General features: G+C 71.7%; 19 protein-coding genes. 12 read left to right on the top strand and 7 right to left on the bottom strand.

Annotated features, from left to right (window positions below; translation table 11 throughout):
* Positions 1-502 precede the first annotated feature (502 nt).
* Positions 503-1,432: a LuxR C-terminal-related transcriptional regulator gene (locus ACFYOY_RS22695; RefSeq protein WP_351878721.1), complete on the bottom strand. Its 930-nt coding sequence runs from the start codon at positions 1,430-1,432 to the stop codon at positions 503-505.
* Positions 1,433-1,526: 94 nt separating this feature from the next.
* Between ACFYOY_RS22695 and ACFYOY_RS22690 the strand changes: the two genes are divergently transcribed.
* Positions 1,527-3,224, top strand: a complete 1,698-nt coding sequence (locus ACFYOY_RS22690; protein WP_351879539.1) for an AMP-binding protein — start codon at positions 1,527-1,529, stop codon at positions 3,222-3,224.
* 73 nt (positions 3,225-3,297) lie between these two features.
* Positions 3,298-5,022, top strand: coding sequence for an AMP-binding protein (locus ACFYOY_RS22685; protein ID WP_388589104.1), 1,725 nt, complete (start codon positions 3,298-3,300; stop codon positions 5,020-5,022).
* 69 nt (positions 5,023-5,091) lie between these two features.
* Here the strand turns inward: ACFYOY_RS22685 and ACFYOY_RS22680 are convergent, their stop codons facing one another.
* Positions 5,092-5,853, bottom strand: coding sequence for a neutral zinc metallopeptidase (locus tag ACFYOY_RS22680; protein ID WP_351878715.1), 762 nt, complete (start codon positions 5,851-5,853; stop codon positions 5,092-5,094).
* Positions 5,854-5,965: 112 nt separating this feature from the next.
* The gene (locus ACFYOY_RS22675) at positions 5,966-6,670 is read right to left on the bottom strand and encodes a hypothetical protein (protein ID WP_388589101.1); all 705 of its coding nucleotides are present in this window, start codon (positions 6,668-6,670) and stop codon (positions 5,966-5,968) included.
* A gap of 136 nt (positions 6,671-6,806) precedes the next feature.
* Here ACFYOY_RS22675 and ACFYOY_RS22670 point away from each other — a divergent pair, with 136 nt between their 5' ends.
* The 7 genes from ACFYOY_RS22670 to ACFYOY_RS22640 all read left to right on the top strand — a co-directional run bounded on the left by ACFYOY_RS22670 (position 6,807) and on the right by ACFYOY_RS22640 (position 12,685).
* Positions 6,807-7,058, top strand: coding sequence for a hypothetical protein (locus ACFYOY_RS22670; protein ID WP_137967869.1), 252 nt, complete (start codon positions 6,807-6,809; stop codon positions 7,056-7,058).
* Positions 7,055-7,426 carry a helix-turn-helix domain-containing protein gene (locus ACFYOY_RS22665; protein ID WP_093465458.1) on the top strand — a complete coding sequence of 124 codons (372 nt, stop codon included), beginning with the start codon at positions 7,055-7,057 and terminating at the stop codon, positions 7,424-7,426. Before ACFYOY_RS22670 ends, ACFYOY_RS22665 begins: the two co-directional genes overlap by 4 nt.
* Positions 7,427-7,499: 73 nt before the next feature.
* The gene (uraD, locus tag ACFYOY_RS22660; RefSeq protein ID WP_351878708.1) at positions 7,500-8,030 is read left to right on the top strand and encodes a 2-oxo-4-hydroxy-4-carboxy-5-ureidoimidazoline decarboxylase; all 531 of its coding nucleotides are present in this window, start codon (positions 7,500-7,502) and stop codon (positions 8,028-8,030) included.
* Positions 8,030-8,368 (top strand): hydroxyisourate hydrolase, encoded by a 339-nt coding sequence (uraH, locus tag ACFYOY_RS22655; RefSeq protein WP_351878705.1) that lies wholly within the window; start codon positions 8,030-8,032, stop codon positions 8,366-8,368. Before uraD ends, uraH begins: the two co-directional genes overlap by 1 nt.
* Before the next feature lie 4 nt (positions 8,369-8,372).
* Positions 8,373-9,254: a factor-independent urate hydroxylase gene (pucL, locus tag ACFYOY_RS22650; protein ID WP_351878702.1), complete on the top strand. Its 882-nt coding sequence runs from the start codon at positions 8,373-8,375 to the stop codon at positions 9,252-9,254.
* A gap of 40 nt (positions 9,255-9,294) precedes the next feature.
* Positions 9,295-10,665, top strand: coding sequence for an 8-oxoguanine deaminase (locus tag ACFYOY_RS22645; RefSeq protein ID WP_388589096.1), 1,371 nt, complete (start codon positions 9,295-9,297; stop codon positions 10,663-10,665).
* A 169-nt stretch (positions 10,666-10,834) separates the two neighbouring features.
* Positions 10,835-12,685 carry an alpha-L-fucosidase gene (locus tag ACFYOY_RS22640; RefSeq protein ID WP_388589093.1) on the top strand — a complete coding sequence of 617 codons (1,851 nt, stop codon included), beginning with the start codon at positions 10,835-10,837 and terminating at the stop codon, positions 12,683-12,685.
* Between the two features lie 63 nt (positions 12,686-12,748).
* Here ACFYOY_RS22640 and aceB read toward each other — a convergent pair whose 3' ends face one another.
* Positions 12,749-14,368, bottom strand: a complete 1,620-nt coding sequence (gene aceB / locus ACFYOY_RS22635) for a malate synthase A (RefSeq protein WP_351878693.1) — start codon at positions 14,366-14,368, stop codon at positions 12,749-12,751.
* A 126-nt stretch (positions 14,369-14,494) separates the two neighbouring features.
* The gene (locus ACFYOY_RS22630) at positions 14,495-15,103 is read right to left on the bottom strand and encodes an NTP transferase domain-containing protein (protein WP_388589090.1); all 609 of its coding nucleotides are present in this window, start codon (positions 15,101-15,103) and stop codon (positions 14,495-14,497) included.
* Positions 15,104-15,377: 274 nt separating this feature from the next.
* Here ACFYOY_RS22630 and ACFYOY_RS22625 point away from each other — a divergent pair, with 274 nt between their 5' ends.
* A complete protein-coding gene (locus ACFYOY_RS22625; RefSeq protein ID WP_351878687.1) occupies positions 15,378-15,695 on the top strand; it encodes a DUF5955 family protein in 318 nt (105 codons plus the stop codon).
* 45 nt (positions 15,696-15,740) lie between these two features.
* Here the strand turns inward: ACFYOY_RS22625 and ACFYOY_RS22620 are convergent, their stop codons facing one another.
* Complete coding sequence (locus tag ACFYOY_RS22620; protein WP_351878684.1) at positions 15,741-16,532, bottom strand: IclR family transcriptional regulator; 792 nt, start codon at positions 16,530-16,532, stop codon at positions 15,741-15,743.
* Between the two features lie 294 nt (positions 16,533-16,826).
* Here ACFYOY_RS22620 and allB point away from each other — a divergent pair, with 294 nt between their 5' ends.
* Both allB and alc read left to right on the top strand, forming a co-directional pair.
* Complete coding sequence (gene allB / locus ACFYOY_RS22615; RefSeq protein ID WP_388589087.1) at positions 16,827-18,188, top strand: allantoinase AllB; 1,362 nt, start codon at positions 16,827-16,829, stop codon at positions 18,186-18,188.
* Entirely contained in the window at positions 18,185-19,330 is a 1,146-nt protein-coding gene (gene alc / locus ACFYOY_RS22610) for an allantoicase (protein ID WP_351878678.1), read from the top strand. Before allB ends, alc begins: the two co-directional genes overlap by 4 nt.
* On the opposite strand, the gene ACFYOY_RS22605 is transcribed toward alc, so the two are convergent.
* Positions 19,327-20,115: a MerR family transcriptional regulator gene (locus ACFYOY_RS22605; protein ID WP_388589084.1), complete on the bottom strand. Its 789-nt coding sequence runs from the start codon at positions 20,113-20,115 to the stop codon at positions 19,327-19,329. The genes alc and ACFYOY_RS22605 overlap by 4 nt on opposite strands.
* Between the last annotated feature and the right edge of the window lie 181 nt (positions 20,116-20,296).

The raw sequence follows: 20,296 nt of genomic DNA, 5'->3' as shown, positions 1-20,296 counted from the left end.
GCTCGGACGGGCGCCACCTCCGGGGCCGAGCCGGACGTCGCGCTCAGCGCGTCCGGGCCGCAGCGGCGCCTCGCGGCATACGACTGGGAGGCTCACTGTCCATGGACCTCACCTCCTGTCGCGAGCACTGACCTCAGTGCAGGATATCGCCCCATATGACCGTGGTGCGTCCCGGGGGAGCGGTGGGCGGCGCGATAGTTGCTTCGCGGTGCTCTCCCTGCACGCCCCGGCCGACCCCTACCCCGGCTGCCCCGGCCTCCTCGAGACCGCCGCGGCCGACGCCACGGTCCATCCGGACGTGGTCGCGGTCCCGGCCGGGCCGGGCTCCGGCGGCGGCGCGCCGGGCTGCGCCCGGTCGGCGGCGGCCGGGGCAGCGCGAAGGGAGAGCGTTTTTTGCGGGGGTACCCGCCCGGGCCGCCCCGGGACCCATCGGCGCGCGGTCGGCGGGAGCCCCGGCCCCGGGCCACGGAAGCCGCCACCGGCGCCCGCACCCCGCCGTCCGCTATGGCAAGAGCCCCGCACGGCGAGCCTCGACCACCGCGTGGAGGCGGGTATGGGCCCCCAACTTCCGCATCGACGACCGCAGATAGCTCTTGACCGTCTCCGGCCGCAACCCCAGCCGCTCCGCCGCCGTCGAATTCGTCGCCCCCGAGGCCACACACGCCAGCACGTCCACCTCGCGCGGCGACAGCTCCACCCCGCTCCCCCCGTTCCGGTGCCCCCGCTGCCTGCCGCGCCCCGACGAAGCCCTGGCCAGCCGGGAGCAGACGGTGAGTATTTCCTCGCGCAACTGGGGGTCGGGGACCCGGTGCGCCAGGGCCCGCAGATCGCCATGGGCCTCGCGCACCTCCTCCCACACCGCCGGATCGGTCTCCTCCGCCGACGGCTCCCACTGCGGTCCCGGCGGCTGCCCCCGACGCTGCCGCGCCTCCGTCAGCAGCCGCTGCGCCTCCTCGCGCACCGCCAGCTCCTGCGCCAGTTCGCTCTCCAGCGCGCGTTCCAGTTCGCGCGCCGACTCCACGGCCGCGGTCAGCGCCCGGTCGCCGAGCAGCAGCGGCTGGCGCAGCGCGCCGTACAGCACCCCGCGCACCCGCCCGCGCACCACCACCGGCACCGCGAGCATCGAGCGCAGCCCTTCCGCGCCCACCGCCGCGTCGTACTCATGGCTGATCGCCCGTGAGGCGGGGTAGTCCGCCACCGAGATCGGCCGGGACATGGTGAGGACCTTGCCGCCGAGGCCGTTGCCGGGTGTGATGGCCAGACCCCGCAGGGAGTTGGTCGTGGTGCCGGTGAGTTCCGAGATCCGGAACTGCCGTGACCCCGAGAACAGCCCGCCGAACGCGACGGGCAGCCCACCACGCCGGCGCATCCGCTGCAGCGTGCTCCGTATGTCGACGGCCCCGTCCGATCCCGTCACGGCCACCTCCCGCATCCAGCGCCACCCCCGTCCGGGGGTAGTGAGACTCAGATCACCCGTCGCACGATGCTAGCGAGCGGTACGCCATTCAGGAGGACAAGTGACAGCAATGAATCCGGCTCACGACTTCCGCGAGGCACGGGACTTCCTGCTCGACCACCGGGAGGACTACGCGGCGGCGTACGAAGGATTCGGCTGGCCACGCCCGGAGCGGTTCAACTGGGCCCTGGACTGGTTCGACGGGATCGCCGGGCGCAGCGGGGACCGTACCGCCCTGCACATCGTCGAGGAGGACGGCAGCGAGATCCGGCTGTCCTTCGAGGAGCTGCGCCGCCGCTCCAACCGGGCCGCGAACTGGCTGCGCGACCGCGGCGTCCGGGCCGGTGACCGCATCGTGGTCATGCTCGGCAACCAGGTCGAGCTGTGGGAGACCGCGCTGGCCGCGATGAAGCTGCGCGCCGTCGTCATCCCCGCCACCCCGCTGCTCGGCCCGCTCGACCTCGCCGACCGCATCGAGCGCGGCCGGGCGGCGCATGCGGTCGTGCGGGGCGCGGACACCGGGAAGTTCGCGGAGGTGCCGGGCGACTACACCCGGATCGCGGTCGGCGGCGCTCCCGAGGGCTGGCTCGCCTACGAGGACGCCGGGACCGCCCGGATCACGGCCGACGCCGCGGGGGACGACGAGCCCTTCGTCCCCGACGGGCCGACCCTCGCCACCGACCCCCTGATGCTGTACTTCACCTCCGGCACCACCGCCCGCCCCAAGCTGGTCGAGCACACCCACATCTCGTATCCCATCGGGCATCTGGCGACGATGTACTGGATCGGGGTCAGGCCGGGCGATGTCCACCTCAACATCTCCTCCCCCGGATGGGCCAAGCACGCCTGGTCCAATCTCTTCGCCCCCTGGAACGCCGAGGCCACCGTCTTCGTCCACAACTACACGCGCTTCGACGCCACCCGCCTGATGGCCGAGATGGACCGCTGCGCCATCACCACCTTCTGCGCCCCGCCCACCGTCTGGCGGATGCTCATCCAGGCCGATCTCACCCAGCTGCGCACCCCGCCCCGGGAGGCCCTCGCCGCGGGCGAGCCGCTCAACCCCGAGGTCATCGAGCATGTGCGGCGCGCCTGGGGGGTGACCATCCGGGACGGCTTCGGCCAGACCGAGACCGCCGTTCAGGTGGCCAACACCCCTGGACAGCCGCTCAAGCCCGGCTCGATGGGACGGCCGACCCCCGGCTTCCGGGTCGTCCTGCTGGATCCGGTCACCGGCCGGCCCGGTGAGGAGGGCGAGATCTGCCTCGACCTCACCGGCCCCGAGGGCCGTCCCGTCGGCCTGATGACCGGCTACGAGGGCGACGGGGAGCGCACCGCCGAGGCCACCGCGGGCGGTTACTACCGCACCGGAGACATCGGATCGCGCGACGCGGACGGCTACATCACCTACATCGGCCGCGCCGACGACGTCTTCAAGGCATCCGACTACAAGATCTCGCCGTTCGAGCTGGAGAGCGCCCTGCTGGAGCACGAGGCGGTCGCCGAGGCCGCCGTCGTCCCGGCCCCCGACCCGGTGCGGCTCGCCGTGCCGAAGGCGTACATCGTGCTGGCGGAGGGCTGGGAGCCCGGCCCGGACACCGCGAAGGCGCTGTTCGCGCACTCCCGGGCGGTGCTCGCGCCGTACAAGCGGATCCGCCGATTGGAGTTCGCCGACCTCCCCAAGACGGTTTCCGGAAAGATTCGCCGGATCGAGCTGCGTGAACGCACGGCACAGGGTGGCGGTATCGAGTTTTATGAGGAGATCTGATGACTGACGCTCATATGATGACCCACCCGCACGAACGTGAAGGCGTACGTGAACGTGAACCCAAGGAGCTCCCATGACCGACCTCACGTCTGACCCACCAAGCCCAGCGGGGCTCTCCTACGCCAGCGGAGCCGGGGACCTCCCGCTGCTCGGCGACACCATCGGCGCCAATCTGGCCCGGGCCGTCGAGCTGTACGGCGACCGCGAGGCGCTCGTCGACGTCCCCTCCGGCCGCCGCTGGACCTACGCCGAGTTCGGCAGGTCGGTCGAGGAGGTCGCGCTCGGGCTGATGGCCAAGGGGGTCGCCAAGGGCGACCGGGTCGGCATCTGGGCCATCAACTGCCCCGAATGGGTGCTGTTGCAGTACGCCACCGCCCGCATCGGCGCCATCATGGTCAATATCAACCCCGCGTACCGCGTCCACGAGTTGCGGTACGTACTCCAGCAGGCCGGAATCTCGGTCCTGGTCTCCTCCATCGAGCACAAGACCAGCGACTACCGGCGGATGGTCGAGCAGGTGCGATCGGCCTGTTCCCCGCTGCGCGATGTCATCTACATCGGCGACCGGACCTGGGACGGGCTGGTGCGCGCCGGGGCCGATGTGCCCGCCGAGCGGCTGGCCGAGCGCGAGGCCCGGATCAGCTGCGACGACGCGGTCAACATCCAGTACACCTCCGGCACCACCGGCTTCCCCAAGGGTGCCACCCTCTCCCACCACAACATCCTCAACAACGGCTTCTTCGTGGGGGAGACGGTCCGCTACACCGCCGAGGACCGGATCTGCGTGCCGGTGCCCTTCTACCACTGCTTCGGCATGGTGATGGGCAACCTCGCGGCCACCAGCCACGGCGCCTGCGTGGTCATCCCCGCCGCCACCTTCGACCCCGTCGCCACCCTGGCCGCCGTCGAACGCGAGCGCTGCACCTCGCTGTACGGCGTCCCCACCATGTTCATCGCCGAGCTGGCCCTGCCGGACTTCGCCACCTTCAATCTCAGTTCGCTGCGCACCGGGATCATGGCCGGATCGCCCTGCCCGGTGGAGGTGATGCGGCGGGTGGTCGCCGAGATGCACATGGCGGAGGTGTCCATCTGCTACGGCATGACCGAGACCTCACCGGTCTCCGCCCAGACCCGGCCCGATGACGACCTCGTCCGCCGTACCTCGACGGTCGGCCGGGTGCTGCCGCATGTCGAGGTCAAGATCGTCGACCCGGTGACCGGGGCGACCGTGCCCCGCGGCACCCGCGGCGAGCTGTGCACCCGCGGCTACTCGGTGATGCTCGGCTACTGGCAGGAGCCCGAGCGGACCGCCGAGGCGATCGACTCGGCGCGCTGGATGCACACCGGCGACCTCGCGGTGATGGACGGCGAGGGATACGTCCAGATCGTCGGCCGGATCAAGGACATGATCGTCCGCGGTGGGGAGAACGTCTATCCGCGGGAGATCGAGGAGTTTCTGCACACCCATCCCAAGGTCGCGGATGTGCAGGTCGTCGGCGTACCGGACGAGAAGTACGGCGAGGAGGTCCTGGCCTGCGTCATCCTGCGCGAGGGCGCCAAGACCCTCACCCGCGATGAGCTCGCCCGCTTCTGCCGGGGCCGCCTCGCCCACTACAAGGTCCCCCGCTATCTGCGTCTCATGGACGCCTTCCCGATGACGGTCAGCGGCAAGGTCCGCAAGGTCGAGCTGCGTGAGGCGGCCGCCCGGGAGCTGCTGCCCGAGACCCGGTCTGAGGCCGGTCCGGCCAGATCCGAAGTGCTGGTCGAGCGGGCCGAGCCGCAGACCGCGCCCAGCTGATGCGTTGCGGGCCCCTCTACTCCAGCAGGGGCCCACACCCTCGCCACCGCAGGGGCCACGCCCCGCCCGTCACTGGACGACGTTCGGCAGGCACGACTTCACCCCGGATCGCGCGCCGCGGCTGAAGTAGGAGACCCGCTGGGAGGCGTCGCCGTGGTCGGAGATGTCGGTCCACGGGGTCCTGTCGGCGAGTGCGGTCAGGGCGTCCGCCAGCTCCTCGGTATCCCCCTCCTCGAAGGTCAGCGTCCCGTCCTGGGCGGCGCCGAAGAGGACCGCCCCGGCCAGGCAGTCGGCCTGCAGCTCACGGGCGAGGTCGACCAGGCCCGCGTCCAGACGGTTCTGGACGGCGTGGCCCCACTCATGGGCGATCACCAGATAGACCCAGGCGTCGCCCCGCGCATGACCCCAGCGCATCAGGTCCATGTCCCACGCTATGTAGTCGCCGTCGGGGCAGTAGACGGCGTTGTCATCGGGGAGTGGCTCACTTCCGCACACCGGCGTACCGGGGGTGTCCCCGTCGTAGGCCCCCAGGACCCTGGGCGGGTTGTAACCGCCGGTGAACAGCTCGGGCCAGTGAGTCTGCCAGTAGGTGGTGGTGACGGAGACCGCCGCGTCGATGTCCTCCTCCACACCCTTTCCGCCGTCGGTGCCATCAGTGCTGGTGAGCGGGGTGGGCGTGCCCGGTGTGGCGCCGGACGGGGGCGCCGGTGCGGCCGAGGAACTCTCCACCGTGGGCGGCGGCACATCGCCGCCCCCGCAGCCGGTCACCAGAAGCAGGGTCAGGGCGGCGGCGAGCGGAGCCCATGACCTCGGGTACCACGGAACAGCCATCGTTTCGGCCTCCGGCCGGTCGGGCGGGGATGGGACGGTGGACGGTGGACGGTGGAGGGCGGTGCCTCAACGGAAGCGTTCCTCCGGTCATGAGCGCAAGAGCCGATCGGGGTCAGCCCTCCGGCGGACCCATCCGGATCAGCACGTCCGCCGGGTCGTTGACGGGCTGTGGGGTGCCGGTGAGGTCCATGATGAACAGCGGCAGATGGAGCGCGTCGGCGCGCGCCCGCGCCTCCCGCGCATAGCCCGCGAGCGAGAAGAAGACGCTCATCGCCGACTTCTGGAGCCCGTTCAGCCACAGGCATTCGATGTCCCGCAGCCCGGTGGGGCGGGTGGTCGGATCGACCTGGGCGACGACGCCCGTCCCGTAGAGGTCCACCCCGGACGCGGCCCGGTCCTCCGAGGGCCGCAGGCTGTGGAAGCCGAGCCACTTCAGATACAGCGAGGCGGCGGTGACCGCGTCCCGCGCCGTACGGATCGTCACCGGCCGGAAGGCCGGGCGCCGCACGACCGGGCCGCCATGCCCGGCCACCGCGCCCGGGCCGGCCGGGGGCGGCGCGGCGGCGACGGGGACGCGGACCACCGCGCCGCAGTCGCAGCCCAGTTCCGGCTGCGGCCAGTGGCCCCGATGGCCGCAGGACGGGCAGTTCACCGCCACCCAGAGGTTCTCCCAGGTGCGGTGGCCCACCTCCTCCAGGGCGCCGTCGCGAAGGACGGGCAGGGTGACCGGCGCGCCGCAGGAACAGGGGAAGGTGGGCGGCGTGAACGACTGCTCGCGACGGCACGCGGGACAACGCACCGGCACGTTGTCTGTCATCGGGGCGCTCCGTGGACGGGGGCGGATGTGGTATGCGTCCATGCTCCCCGAAGCGGGCGGCCGCGGCGAGGGACTTGGGCGTTCTGTCCCTCGCAGTGGGGGCGCCGTGTTACGGCTGACGCAGTAGGTTTGCGGCGTGAGATTGAGGGTTGAGTTCACCACCGAACCGTTCGACCTCGACGAGGTGCCGCCGCACGCCGTCGCGGCCCGCGAGACCGTCCAGGCCGCCCCGCTGGACGCCGTCGACGTCGGCCCCTTCGGCAACACCGCCGAAGGCGGGGCGGAAGCGGTGCTGGCGGCCGTCGACCGGCTGCTGCGCACCTCCCTCGAAGCCGGTGCCACCCGGATTTCGCTCCAGGTCAACGTGATCGGGGAGGGCGAGGCGTGAGCGTACCGGCCGACCATCCCTTCGCCGCCGCGGTGCGGCCGCTCGTGGACGCCATGGGCGGCGAGATGATCGCCCCGGACCGGGCCCGGGGCGACGATGTGGTGCTCTCCTGGGAGGGCCGCCCGGTGGTCGCCGTAAGGCTGCCGCACATCTCCGACTCGCTGGACCACATCCTCGCCGACCTGCAGCGCCGCCACGGCGTGCCGCTCTCGGCCCTCGACCGCAAGACCAAGCAGTCCGTCGTCCGCCACCTCGAACAGCGCGGCGCCTTCTCCGTGCGCCACGGCGTCGAGACGGTCGCCGGAGCCCTCGGCGTGAGCCGCTTCACCGTCTACAACTACCTCAACCGTGAGAAGAGCGGGGACTGACCGCGGCCCGTCGTTCCGCGCATTTTTCAACAAAGTGTTGACGCCCGGCGAGGGCGCCTCCTAGCTTGCGAGAGTGACTTCCAGTGCTCCGCCGGGGCTGGCCCGGTTCAACGCGGTCGGCGACCGCGACGCCGCCGGGCTGCTGCGCGAGGTGTGCGCCAGCCGGGCCTGGGGCGCGGCGGTCGCGGGCGGGCGGCCGTACGCCACGGTCCGGGAGCTGCTCGACGCCGCCGACGCGGCCATGGCCGGGCTGACCGCTGCCGACCTCGCCGAGGCGATGGCCGCGCATCCGCCCATCGGGCGGCCGGCCCCGGGCGATGCCGCCTCGGCCCGCGAGCAGAGCGGGGTACGGGACGCGGAGCGCGCCGAGCTGCTGGAGCTGAACCTCGCGTACCAGGAGCGCCACGGCCATGTCTTCCTCATCTGCGCCACGGGCCGCACCGGCGAGGAGATGCTGGCGGCGCTGCGCGAGCGGATCCACCATGACGCCGACACCGAGCGCGAGATCGTCCGCACCGAACTGGGAAAGATCAACCGCATCCGGCTGACCCGGCTGGCGGAAACCCTTCGGGCCCCGCGGGCCCCGGCGGAAGGAGAGCGGTGATGCCGAGCGGCGCCACCTCCGTGTCCACCCACATCCTGGACACCAGCATCGGCCGCCCCGCCGTGGGCGTGGTCGTCGAGCTGTCCGTCCGCTCCGGGCCCGGTGCGCAGTGGACGGCGCACGCCGACTCCCTGACCGACGCCGACGGGCGCTGCAAGGATCTGCCCGCGCTCCCCGAGGGCACCACCCACGCACGGCTGCGCTTCGAGACCGGGCCGTATCTGACCCATGCCTTCTTCCCGGAGGTCGCGGTCGCCTTCGCCGTCGAGCCGGGCGAGCACTACCACGTACCGCTGCTGCTCACCCCGTTCGGCTACTCCGTCTACCGAGGGAGCTAGCACCATGCCCACGCTCGGCCCGAACAGTTACGGCAAAGCCGAAACCCGCGTCGTGCGGGTGGTGCGCGACGGCGCCGTGCACCACCTCAAGGACCTCAATGTCTCGGTGGCACTGTCCGGAGAGATGGACGCGGTCCACCTCTCCGGCAGCAACGCCAACGTCCTGACGACCGACGCCACCAAGAACACCGTGTACGCCTTCGCCAAGGAGCACGGCATCGGTACGGCCGAGGAGTTCGGCATCCGGCTGGCCCGCCACTTCGTCACCAGCCAGGAGCCCATCCACCGCGCCCGCATCCGTATCGAGGAGTACGCCTGGGAGCGGATCGAGACGGCCGGGGGCGCCCAGCACTCCTTCGTCCGCCGCGGCCAGGAGGTCCGTACCGCCCAGATCACCTACGACGGCGAGCGCTGGGAGGTGGTCTCCGGCCTCACCGGCCTCACCGTCCTGAACACCACGGACTCCGAGTTCTGGGGCTATGTCAAGGACCGGTACACCACGCTGCAGGAGACGCGCGACCGCGTCCTGGCCACCGATGTGCACGCCCGCTGGCGCTACGGCTGGAGCGATGACACCCGGCCGATGCCCGACTGGGACCACGGCCATGACGAGGCACGCGGCCATCTGCTGGGCGCGTTCGCCGAGACCTACTCGCTCTCGCTCCAGCAGACGCTCTACGAGATGGGCGCGCGGGTGATCGAGCGCCGCCCCGAGGTCGAGGAGATACGTCTCTCGCTGCCCAACAAGCACCACTTCCTGGTCGATCTGGAACCCTTCGGCCTCACCAACGACAACGAGGTCTACTTCGCCGCCGACCGGCCGTACGGGCTCATCGAGGCCACCGTGCTGCGGGACGGCGCCGAGCCCCGGATCCCCACCGACTGACCGGATCCCCTTGACTCATCTGACGGAAGGGCCACGCTCCGTGCACCGCATCGTCATCGAGAACTGCGCCGTCGCCACCGTGGACGCGCAGGACACCGAGTACGCGTCCGGCCATGTCGTCGTCGCCGGCAACCGCATCGAGTCGGTGGGCGAGGGGCGCGCGCCGCAGGGGCTGGAGGGCGTCGTCCGCCGGATCGACGGCACGGGGCATCTGGTGACCCCGGGCCTGGTCAACACCCATCACCACTTCTACCAGTGGCTCACCCGCGGCCTGGCCCAGGACAGCAACCTCTTCGACTGGCTGGTCGCGCTCTACCCCGTCTGGGCGCGGATCGACGAGCCGATGGTCCACGCGGCGGCCCGCGGCTCGCTCGCGATGATGGTGCGCGGCGGGGTCACCACCGCCATGGACCACCACTACGTCTTTCCGCGCGGCAGCGGCGATCTGCTGGGCGCCGAGATCCGTGCGGCGCGCGAGCTGGGGGTGCGGTTCACCGCCGCCCGCGGTTCCATGGACCTCGGCACCTCCGACGGCGGGCTGCCGCCGGACTTCGCCGTGGAGTCCACCGAGGACGCGCTGGCCGCCACCGAGAAGGCCATCGACACCCACCACGACCCGGGGTTCGACGCGATGCTGCGGATCGCGGTCGCGCCCTGCTCGCCGTTCTCCGTCTCCACCGAACTGCTCCGCGAGTCCGCGGTGCTGGCCCGCCGCAAGGGCGTACGGTTGCACACCCACGGTTCGGAGACGGTGGAGGAGGAGAAGTTCTGCCAGGAGCGGTTCGGGATGGGGCCGACCGACTACTTCGAGTCCACCGGCTGGCTGGGCGAGGACGTGTGGATGGCCCACTGCGTCCACATGAGCGACACCGACATCCAGGCGTTCGCCCGGACCGGCACCGGTGTGGCCCACTGCCCCTCGTCCAACGCCCGGCTCGCCGCCGGGATCGCCCGGGTCCCCGATCTGCTCGCCGCGGACGTACCGGTCGGCCTCGGCGTGGACGGCACCGCCTCCAACGAATCCGGTGAGCTGCACACCGAACTGCGCAACGCGCTGCTGGTCAACCGGCTCGGCGCCCACCGCGAGAAGGCGCTGAACGTCCGTCAGGCGCTGCGCCTTGGCACCTACGGCGGTGCGCGGGTGCTCGGCCGCCAGGACGAGATCGGCTCGCTGGAGCCGGGCAAACTGGCCGACCTGGTGCTGTGGAAGCTGGACGGCCTCGGCCATTCGTCGATCGCCGACCCGGTCGCGGCCCTCGTCCTGGGCGCCCCGGCCCCGGTGACCCTGTCGCTGGTGAACGGCGCTCCGGTGGTGGAGTCGGGCCGGCTGCTCACCGTGGACGAGGACGAGATCGCGCGGGAGGCGCGCACCGAGGCGCGACGCCTGGCCCGTATCGCGGCGGACGACTGAACGCCGCGTCGATACATCGGATGGGTCGCCGTGACGATCCGCTTCTCGCGGCCACCGGCGGCCCATCGGTGCGTTCGCGCCCCGTTGACATCCCATCTTTACGGTTCTAGGTTCCCGTACGCGGCTGGCCAGCCCTCCTGTTCGACCACCCATGAGCACAGGAGCCGCCATGCGCACGTCCAGACGACGGGCCGTCATCCCTCTCCGAGCGCTCAGCCTTCTGCTCGGCATGGTGCTGGCGACGATCCTCAGCGGCCCTTCCGCCGCCACCGCGGCGCCTACGGCGCCGACGACCGCGCGGGAGCCCGGGCCCGGTACCGACTACGCGACCGACGATCCGTTCACCTCCGCCCGCACCGACTGGTGGCGGCAGGACCGCTTCGGGATGTTCATCCACTTCGGTGCCTACTCCCAGCTGGAGGGCGAATACCAGCGGGCGGACGGGACCGTCTGCCGCGACGCGGAGTGGATCAAGCGAAGCTGCCAGATCCCGATGAGCGAGTACGAGGACGCAGCCCAGGGCTTCAACCCCGCGTCCTTCGACGCCAAGGCCGTCGTCAAGGCGGCCAAGGACGCCGGGCAGCGCTATATCGTCATCACCTCCAAGCACCACGACGGCTATGCGATGTGGCCGACCAAGCAGAACACCTGGAATCTGCGCGACCACTCCTCCTTCGACCAACGGCGCGACATTCTCGCCGAGTTGAAGTCCGCCGCGGACGCCGCCGGGATCAAACTGGGCTTCTACTACTCGATCTGGGACTGGCACGACCCCGACTTCGCCGACCCCGCCACCTTCCCCCGCTATGAGAAGCGGATGTACGCCCAGCTCAAGGAGCTGATCGACGGCTACCATCCGGCGCTGCTCTGGTTCGACGGGGAATGGGACGCGGACAACCCCACCAACACCTGGTCCGCGCGGGACGGCGAGCGGCTGCAGACATATCTGCACGGGCTCGACCCCGATCTGATCACCAACAACCGGGTCGGCAAGCGGCGCGTGGTCGACGGCGACTACGGAACGCCCGAGCAGGAAATCCCGGACGCGCCCGTGGCCGGGCAGCTGTGGGAGAGCTGCATGACCCTCAACGGCCACTGGGGCTTCGCCAAATACGACCAGGACTGGAAGTCGCCCGCCACCCTCACCCGCAATCTCCTCGATATCGCGAGCCGCGGCGGCAATTACCTCCTCAATGTCGGCCCCGACAAACTGGGCCGCGTTCCCCGGCCCTCCGTCGACCGGCTGCGCGAGATCGGCTCCTGGCTGCGCACCTCCGGCCAGGGCCGCGCGGTGTACGGGGCCGGGGCCACCGGGCTGGTCGACGAGCCGTCCTGGGGCGCGGTCAGCCGGTCGGGCGACCGGCTGTACGCGTCCGTCACCTCCTGGCCCGCCGCGGGGCAGCCCCTCCACCTCACCGCCAGGGCGCCGTTCACGGTGACCGGCGCCCGGGTGCTGGGCAGCGGACAGCGGGTCGAGGTGGCGAAGGCGGGCGACGGCTTCGACCTCACCCCCTCCGGCGGACCGGCCGACCCCACCGCCTCGGTGATCGAACTGACGGTGAAACCGGCCCCGGCCGCACCCCAGGGCCGGGGCCAGGGGCTGCGCGAGGAGGTCTTCGCCAATGAGACCTTCACCGGGCCGCCGGCCGTCACCCGCACCGACCCGGCCGTCAACCACACCTGGAGGTTCGCCGGCTCCCCGGCCGCCGACGTCCCCGCCGACCACTTCGGCGTCCGCTGGACCGGCTTCCTCCAGCCCCGCCACAGCGAGACCTACACGCTCACGACCGTCTCCGACGACACCGCGCGGGTGTGGATCGACGGCCGTCTGGTCATCGACAACAGCACCCCGCACGAACCACAGGTCGACAAGGCGACCGTCGCGCTGCGCGCCGGAACCCAGCACGCCATCAAGATCGAGTACACCGAGCAGACCGGTGAGGCGCATATGAAGCTGCTGTGGTCCAGCCCCAGCGTGCCCCAGCAGATCGTGCCGCGCTCCCAGCTCTACACGCCGTAGGGGCAACCGGGGCCCCGGACCGTATCCGTACGGTCCGGGGCCCTTCCGGCCGAACGGGTCGGCTCAGCCCAGCAGTTCGTACGCGGGCAGCGTCAGGAACTCCGTGTAGTCCGCGTCCAGCGCCACCCTCAGCAGCAGATCGTGCGCCTGGCTCCACTTGCCCGCGGCGAAGGCGTCCTCGCCGACCTCCTCGCGGATCGCCGCCAGTTCCTCGGCGGCGACCTTACGGACAAGATCGGCGGTGGCCTTCTCGCCGTTCTCGAAGACGACCCCCGCGTTGACCCACTGCCAGATCTGGGAGCGGGAGATCTCGGCGGTGGCCGCGTCCTCCATCAGGTTGAAGATCGCGACGGCGCCGAGGCCGCGCAGCCACGCCTCGATATAGCGGGTGCCGACCTGCACGGCGTTGCGCAGGCCCTGATGCGTGGGCTTGGCGTCGAGCGACGCGACGTCGATCAGCTCGGCCGCGGTGACCCGGACGTCCTCGCGCAGCCGGTCCTTCTGGTGCGGCCGGTCGCCGAGGACCGCGTCGAAGGAGGCCCGGGCGACCGGGACCAGATCCGGATGGGCGACCCAGGAGCCGTCGAAGCCGTCGTTCGCCTCACGGTCCTTGTCGGCCTTGACCTTGTCGAACGCGACGGCGTTGACCTCGGGGTCGCGGCGCGAGGGGATGAAGGCCGCCATGCCGCCGATCGCGTGCGCGCCGCGCTTGTGGCAGGTGCGGACGAGCAGTTCGGTGTAGGCGCGCATGAACGGGGCGGTCATCGTGACCGCGTTGCGGTCCGGGAGGACGAACCCGGGGCCGCCGTCGCGGAAGTTCTTGACGATGGAGAAGAGATAGTCCCAGCGGCCCGCGTTGAGCCCGGAGGCGTGGTCGCGGAGTTCGTAGAGGATCTCGTCCATCTCGTACGCCGCCGTGATCGTCTCGATCAGAACGGTGGCGCGGATCGTCCCTTGCGGAAGCGAGAGATGGTCCTGTGCGAAGACGAAGACGTCGTTCCAGAGGCGGGCCTCGAGATGCGACTCGGTCTTGGGGAGGTAGAAGTACGGCCCCTTGCCCCGGGCGAGCAGACGGCGGGCGTTGTGGAAGAAGTACAGCCCGAAGTCGACGAGGGCGCCGGGGACGGGGCGGCCGTCGGCGGCCCGCAGATGGCGCTCGTCGAGATGCCAGCCGCGCGGCCGGGTGACGACGGTGGCCAGCACATCGTCGGGCCGCAGTGCGTAGCTCTTGCCCTCGGGGGAGGTGAAGTCGATCCGGCGCTCATAGGCGTCGATCAGATTCAGCTGGCCGCCGATCACATTCGCCCAGGTGGGGGCGGAGGCGTCCTCGAAGTCGGCGAGCCAGACCTTGGCCTCCGAGTTGAGGGCGTTGATGGTCATCTTGCGGTCGGTGGGGCCGGTGATCTCCACCCGGCGGTCCTCGAGGGCGGGCGGGGCGGGGGCGACGCGCCAGTCGGGGTCGTCGCGGATGTGGGCGGTCTCCGGGAGGAAGTCCAGGGTGCTGGTGCGGGCGATCTCGGCACGGCGCTCCGCGCGGCGCGCGAGCAGCTCGTCCCGGCGCGGGGTGAAGCGGTGGTGGAGCTCGGCCAGGAAGGCCAGCGCCGCGTCGGTCAGCACCTCCCCCTGACGCTCCAGCGGTTCGGCGTCGACGATGGCCAGCGGGGACGGCGCTGGTGCGGACATGGGCTGTCACTCCTTAGACGAGTCTCAGCTGGACGCTCGCAGTGATTTTGTCTTGTGGATAGTAAGTTTCTCATGGTGGAAGTTCAATCTTCTGTTGATCGCCGCGCCCGTTGCCCCCTCGACGTCTCATTCCAGCAGCGTCAAGTCCTCGGGGGTGTCGATGTCGTCCGTACGGGCGATATCCGAGCAGTCGACGAGCCTGATCGCGGACTGATGCGCCCGCAGATAGGCGCGTGCCCCCCGGTCGCCCTCCGCACTCGCCGTGATATCCGCCCACCGGTCCGCGCCGAACAGCACCGGATGCCCCCGCTCCCCGCCGTACGCGGCGGCCGCCAGGGTCGACGGCGAGTGATACGCGGCCACCACCCGCGCCACGGCCTCGGCGCCGATCCCCGGCTGGTCCACCAGCGAGATCAGCGCCGCCCGCGCCCCCGTACCGGCCAGTGAGCCGAGCCCGGCGCGCAGCGAGGAGCCCATGCCCTGCTCCCAGTCGGGGTTGTCGACCAGGACGTACCCGGGCAGCCGGGCCCGTGCCCGTACGGTCTCGGCCGCGGCGCCCAGCACGATGTGCACGGGCGCGCAGCCGCCCTCGCGCAGCGCCCGCGCGGCGTGTTCCACCAGCGGCCGCCCCCGATGCGTCAAAAGGGCCTTGGGGCGCCCGCCCAGCCGCCGGCCGCCCCCGGCCGCCAGTACGATCCCGGCGACCTGCGCGGAGTCATCCGTTGTGCGTTCCATGGGCCCTGCTTACCGCACCCGGGGGCCGTGCGGGGGCTTCATCCCAGCCGGTCTGATTTTCGCTCTCCGTATAGCGCGTCGTGCACTGAGTGGCGTTAACTGATCCGCGGCCCCTTGTGTCCGAATCCACGTGGGGTGGAGGGTTGGGGCGGCCGTGCGGGAAGGGGGCAGGCTCGTGCGAGAGGGCGCGAGGGGGAGAAGGGCAGTGTTGGCCAACGATGGCGCGAGGCTCTGGGGCGAACCCGGTGCCTTGTCAGTGGAGGGCGCCGCAGTCGTGGAAGCCAGGCGAGTGGCGGGCACCGATGACGATCCGAGAGCGGCCGAGCTGCGCCGTGCCGTGGCCCGGCTCAGACGTGATCTGGCCGCCCACCCGGCGGAATTACCGGACCGGGCGATCGCGGACGACGAGCTGGCCGCGCTCGATGCCATGGCCCGCACCGGCGCTCCGGAGCTGCACCGCCTGCGCCGCTCGCTGCTGCTCATCGCGGGCGCACTGGGCTCGGTCAGCGCCCTGGGCTCCGCCCTGACGGGCGTGCGCGCGGCGATCGACCAGTTCGACAACGTGCCGCAGACGGGCAGAGGGAGGGACTGAGCCGGGCAGCCCAGTGCCGCGCCCGCCGCCGGTGGCTCCCCGCCGTCAGGCGGAACCCGTGCTGTCCAGCGCCCCCGACAGCTCCGCCGCGACCTCCTTGAGGATCGGCACGATCTCCTGTGTGGCCTCATCCGTCACCCGGCCCGCCGGGCCCGAGATGGAGATGGCCGCCGGTGCGGGGGAGTCGGGCACCGGGACCGCGAGGCAGCGCACGCCCATCTCCTGCTCGTTGTCGTCCACCGCATAGCCCTGCTCGTGGACCTGCCGCAGCGCGTCGAGGAACTCGTCCGGCGAAGTGATCGTCTTGTCGGTCACCGCGGGCATGCCGGTACGGGCCAGCAGGGCGCGCACCTCCTCGGGGGGCGTGCTCGCCAGCAGTGCCTTGCCGACGCCCGTGGTGTGAGGCAGTACCCGCCGCCCGACCTCGGTGAACATCCGCATCGAGTGGCGCGAGGGCACCTGCGCGACGTACACCACCTCATCGCCGTCCAGCAGCGCCATGTTCGCGGTCTCGCCGGTCTCCTCCACCAGCCGCGCCAGATACGGCCGCGCCCAGGTGCCCAGCAGCCGGGACGAGCTCTCGCCGAGCCGGATCAGCCGGGGCCCGAGGGCATAGCGGCGATTGGGCTGCTGACGGACATAGCCGCAGGCCACCAGCGTGCGCATCAGCCGGTGAATGGTCGGCAACGGCAGCCCGCTGCTGGTGGAGAGCTCGCTCAGCCCGACCTCGCCCCCGGCGTCGGCCATCCGCTCCAGCAGATCGAAGGCGCGCTCCAGGGACTGGACGCCACCGGATCCGGCGGTGGTGGCGGCGGTCTTGGACTCGGCGGACGGCACGTCGGTGTTCCTTTCACAGCGGTCGGCACCGGCCCGCACACGGTGACAATCCGCTGCCGACCGGCCACGGGCAGCCTACCGGTCCCCGGCGACGCCCACAGCGGGCTTGCGCTTACTGTCCGCGCCGGTCACAGCGGGTGTGCCGGACCGGCCAGGCGGCTGTGCCGGACCGGCCAGGTGGGTGTGGAGCACCGGCCGGGAGGTCTTGACCGGGCCGTCCACCGAGTGAATCATTCAACAAAAAGTTGATTCCGTTGAGCGGAATCGGCGACGGCGGAAGCGAGGAGGGTGTCGGTGCCCGACGTGGAGCTGGTGCTGCGCTCGGCCAGGGTGGTCACGCCAAACGGCCTGCGCGCGGCCGCCGTATCCGTCGCCGACGGCCGCATCGTGGCCGTCGGGCCGTACGACACCCCGGACCCGGACGGCGCGAGGGTCGAGGACCTCGGCGACGACGTCCTGCTCCCCGGCCTCGTCGACACCCACGTCCATGTCAACGACCCCGGCCGCACCGCCTGGGAGGGGTTCGGCTCCGCCACCCGTGCCGCCGCGGCCGGCGGCGTCACCACTCTCGTCGACATGCCGCTCAACAGCATCCCGCCGACCACCACCGTGGAGGCCCTGGAGGTCAAGCGGGCCGTCGCCCGGCGGTCGGCCCATGTCGACATCGGGTTCTGGGGCGGCGCCGTCCCCGGGAACGCCCCGGACCTGGAGCCGCTGCACAACGCGGGCGTCCTCGGCTTCAAGGCCTTTCTGCTCCCCTCCGGCGTGGACGAGTTCCCCCAGCTCACCCCCGACCAGCTCGAGATCGCCCTCCGGGAGATCGCGGGCTTCGGCGGACTGCTCATCGTCCATGCCGAGGACCCCCACCTCATCGACGGCGCTCCGCCGCCCACCGGCCCCCGCTACGCCGACTTCCTCGCCTCACGCCCCCGCGCCGCCGAGAACGAGGCCATCGCGGGCCTCATCGCCCTCGCCCGCGCATTCGACGCCCGCGTCCACGTCCTGCATCTGTCGTCCGCCGACGCGCTGCCGCTGATCGCGGACGCACGGCGCGAGGGCGTGCGGATCACGGTGGAGACCTGCCCGCACTTCCTGACCCTCACCGCCGAGGAAGTCCCCGACGGCGCCACGGAGTTCAAATGCTGTCCACCCATAAGGGAGGCCGCCAACCAGGACGCGCTGTGGGCGGGCCTGGCGGCCGGACAGATCGACTGCGTCGTCTCCGACCACTCGCCCTGTACCGCCGACCTCAAGGTGGACGATTTCGGGCGGGCCTGGGGCGGCATCTCCTCGCTCCAGCTCGGCCTCCCCGCCGTCTGGACGGCGGCCCGGCGGCGCGGCCACACCCTCCACGACGTGGCCCGCTGGATGTCCACCGGCCCCGCCGCGCTCGTCGGTCTCGACCGTAAGGGCGCCATCGAGGCAGGCCGCGACGCCGACTTCGCGGTCCTCGCCCCCGACGAGACCTTCACTGTCGACCCCGCCGCCCTCCACCACCGCAACCAGGTCACCGCCTACGCGGGCAGGACGCTGTACGGCGTCGTACGGTCCGCCTGGCTGCGCGGCCGGAAGATCGCCGACCATGGCGCGATCGCCGACGGTGGCGCGGCGAGCGAACCCACCGGCCGACTCCTGGAAAGGCAGCCCCGCACATGACCGCGCCGATCCCCCGCTTCACCGGCGACGCCGCCCCGTACGGCGGTGGCGATCCGTACGCCGACTACCGGACCGCCGACCTCCCCTTCACCCACCTCGTGGACCTGGCCGACCGGCGGCTCGGCGCAAGCGTGGTCGCCGCCAACGACGAGTTCTTCGCCGAGCGCGAGAATCTGCTGAAGCCCGAGGCCCCGCAGTTCGACCCCGGGGCCTTCGGCCACAAGGGCAAGGTCATGGACGGCTGGGAGACCCGGCGGCGGCGCGGGGCCTGCGCCGACACCCCGCATCCGGCCGAGGGCGACCACGACTGGGCCCTGATCCGCCTCGGCGCGCCCGGGGTCGTCCACGGCATCGTCGTCGACACCGCCCACTTCCGCGGCAACTATCCGCGGGCGGTGAGCGTCGAGGCGACGGCGGTGGACGGCACCCCGTCCCCCGAGGAGCTCCTCGCCGACGACGTCGTATGGACGGAACTCGTCCCCCGTACGCGGATCGGCGGCCACGCGGCCAACGGCTTCCCGGTCTCCGCAGGCCGCCGCTTCACCCACCTCCGCCTCAAACAGCACCCCGACGGCGGCATCGCCCGCCTCCGCGTCCATGGCGAGGTCGCCCCCGACCCGGCGTGGCTCACCGTCCTCGGCACCTTCGACGTGGTGGCGCTGGAGCACGGCGGCGCGGCCGAGGACGCCTCCGACCGCTTCTACTCCCCGCCCGCCAACTCCATCCAGCCGGGCCGCTCCCACAAGATGGACGAGGGCTGGGAGACCCGCCGCCGCCGCGACACGGGCCACGACTGGGTCCGCTACCGCCTCACCGCCCAGGCGTCGCTCCGCGCCGTGGAGATCGACACCGGCTGCTACAAGGGCAACGCGCCGGGCTGGGCGGCGCTGTACGGCCTCGACGCGACGTCCGGCGCGGACCCGGCCGACCACACCTCCCCGGCCTGGACCGAGCTCCTGTCCCGCACCCGCCTCCAGCCCGATACGGTCCACCGCTTCGTCCTCGACGCCGCCCCGCCGGTGACCCACGTCCGCATCGACATCTACCCGGACGGCGGCGTCGCCCGGCTGCGGCTGCACGGGACCCTGACCGAGCACGGCGCGCAACGGCTCGCCGCACGCCATGCGGAGCTGAGCGGCTAGCTCCCCGCCCGACGGGCCTCCCGCACCCGCTCCACATAACCGACCAACTCAACCATCCGCTCGCCGGGCCAGGGCAGTCGGCCGCTGAGCTCGTCGCGGTGGTCCTGCCACATGCGCCGGGCCGCCGCCTTGGTCTCCGCCCGGGCCCGCTCACCGCCGCCGTGGAAGGGCTCACCCACCGAGTCCCAGCGCCGCACAAGTTCCCGTACGTCCGCGTCATCCACCGGAGTCCCGGCCTCCATATGTCCCAGCAACGCCTCCACGAGCCTGGCCCACTCGGTCTTGGCCGCCTCGACCGCCTCGGGCCCCAGCTCGCTCCTACGCCGGGCGAGCTCATCGCGTTGTTCCTGGGTGAAATAGCCGTCCAGCATCGACATCATCTCCAAGGCCGTCATGAACTGGTCCTGATCGGGCATCGACGCCCCGTCGAGCTGCCGCAGCATCCCGCGGATCTGCTCGCTGAGCTGCTGGATCCGCTCGGCCTGCGCGGTGAGCCGGTCCAACTGCCCGGCGAGCGACGCACGCAGCGCCTGCGGACCGTCCGCGGAGGCCGCGAGCGCGTCGCCGATCTCCTCGAGGGACAGCCCCAACCCGCGCAACGCCCGCACCCGGTACAGCCGGCGCAGATCCTCCGCCGTATACCGACGGTGCCCGGCCCCGGTCCGCCCACTGGCCCGCACCAACCCCACCTCGTCGTAATGCCGTAGCGCCCGCACGGTCACTCCACTCGCCCGCGCCAGCTCACCGATGCTCCACCGACCTCCGGTGGCGTCCTTTCCGATCACGCCGCCCACGCTAGAACCGGCCGTAACGAGAGGTTCAAGCCCTCAGGCTCGCTGCCTACGGGTACCGGAGGCGGAGGCGGGGACCGAGCGAGCCCGCGCGTATCCGTGACGACTTGCCCCGTCCCCACCGTGATGGTGAGGCGGGGACCGGTTGAGTGGCCGGTCAGTGACGAGCCCCACC

Origin of the sequence: Streptomyces sp. NPDC007875 (assembly GCF_042868035.1) — a bacterium.
Lineage (GTDB): Bacteria > Actinomycetota > Actinomycetes > Streptomycetales > Streptomycetaceae > Streptomyces > Streptomyces antimycoticus.
Note: the sequence above shows the minus strand (reverse complement) of the source record. Positions and strands in the feature narration are given on the sequence as shown.

Bases quoted from the DNA above. Each gene is read 5' to 3' on its own strand.
- ACFYOY_RS22695 (WP_351878721.1), bottom strand. From the start codon at position 1,432: ATGCGGGAGGTGGCCGTGACGGGATCGGACGGGGCCGTCGACATACGG.
- ACFYOY_RS22690 (WP_351879539.1), top strand. From the start codon at position 1,527: ATGAATCCGGCTCACGACTTCCGCGAGGCACGGGACTTCCTGCTCGAC.
- ACFYOY_RS22685 (WP_388589104.1), top strand. From the start codon at position 3,298: ATGACCGACCTCACGTCTGACCCACCAAGCCCAGCGGGGCTCTCCTAC.
- ACFYOY_RS22680 (WP_351878715.1), bottom strand. From the start codon at position 5,853: ATGGCTGTTCCGTGGTACCCGAGGTCATGGGCTCCGCTCGCCGCCGCC.
- ACFYOY_RS22675 (WP_388589101.1), bottom strand. From the start codon at position 6,670: ATGACAGACAACGTGCCGGTGCGTTGTCCCGCGTGCCGTCGCGAGCAG.
- uraH (WP_351878705.1), top strand. From the start codon at position 8,030: ATGCCGAGCGGCGCCACCTCCGTGTCCACCCACATCCTGGACACCAGC.
- pucL (WP_351878702.1), top strand. From the start codon at position 8,373: ATGCCCACGCTCGGCCCGAACAGTTACGGCAAAGCCGAAACCCGCGTC.
- ACFYOY_RS22640 (WP_388589093.1), top strand. From the start codon at position 10,835: ATGCGCACGTCCAGACGACGGGCCGTCATCCCTCTCCGAGCGCTCAGC.
- aceB (WP_351878693.1), bottom strand. From the start codon at position 14,368: ATGTCCGCACCAGCGCCGTCCCCGCTGGCCATCGTCGACGCCGAACCG.
- ACFYOY_RS22630 (WP_388589090.1), bottom strand. From the start codon at position 15,103: ATGGAACGCACAACGGATGACTCCGCGCAGGTCGCCGGGATCGTACTG.
- alc (WP_351878678.1), top strand. From the start codon at position 18,185: ATGACCGCGCCGATCCCCCGCTTCACCGGCGACGCCGCCCCGTACGGC.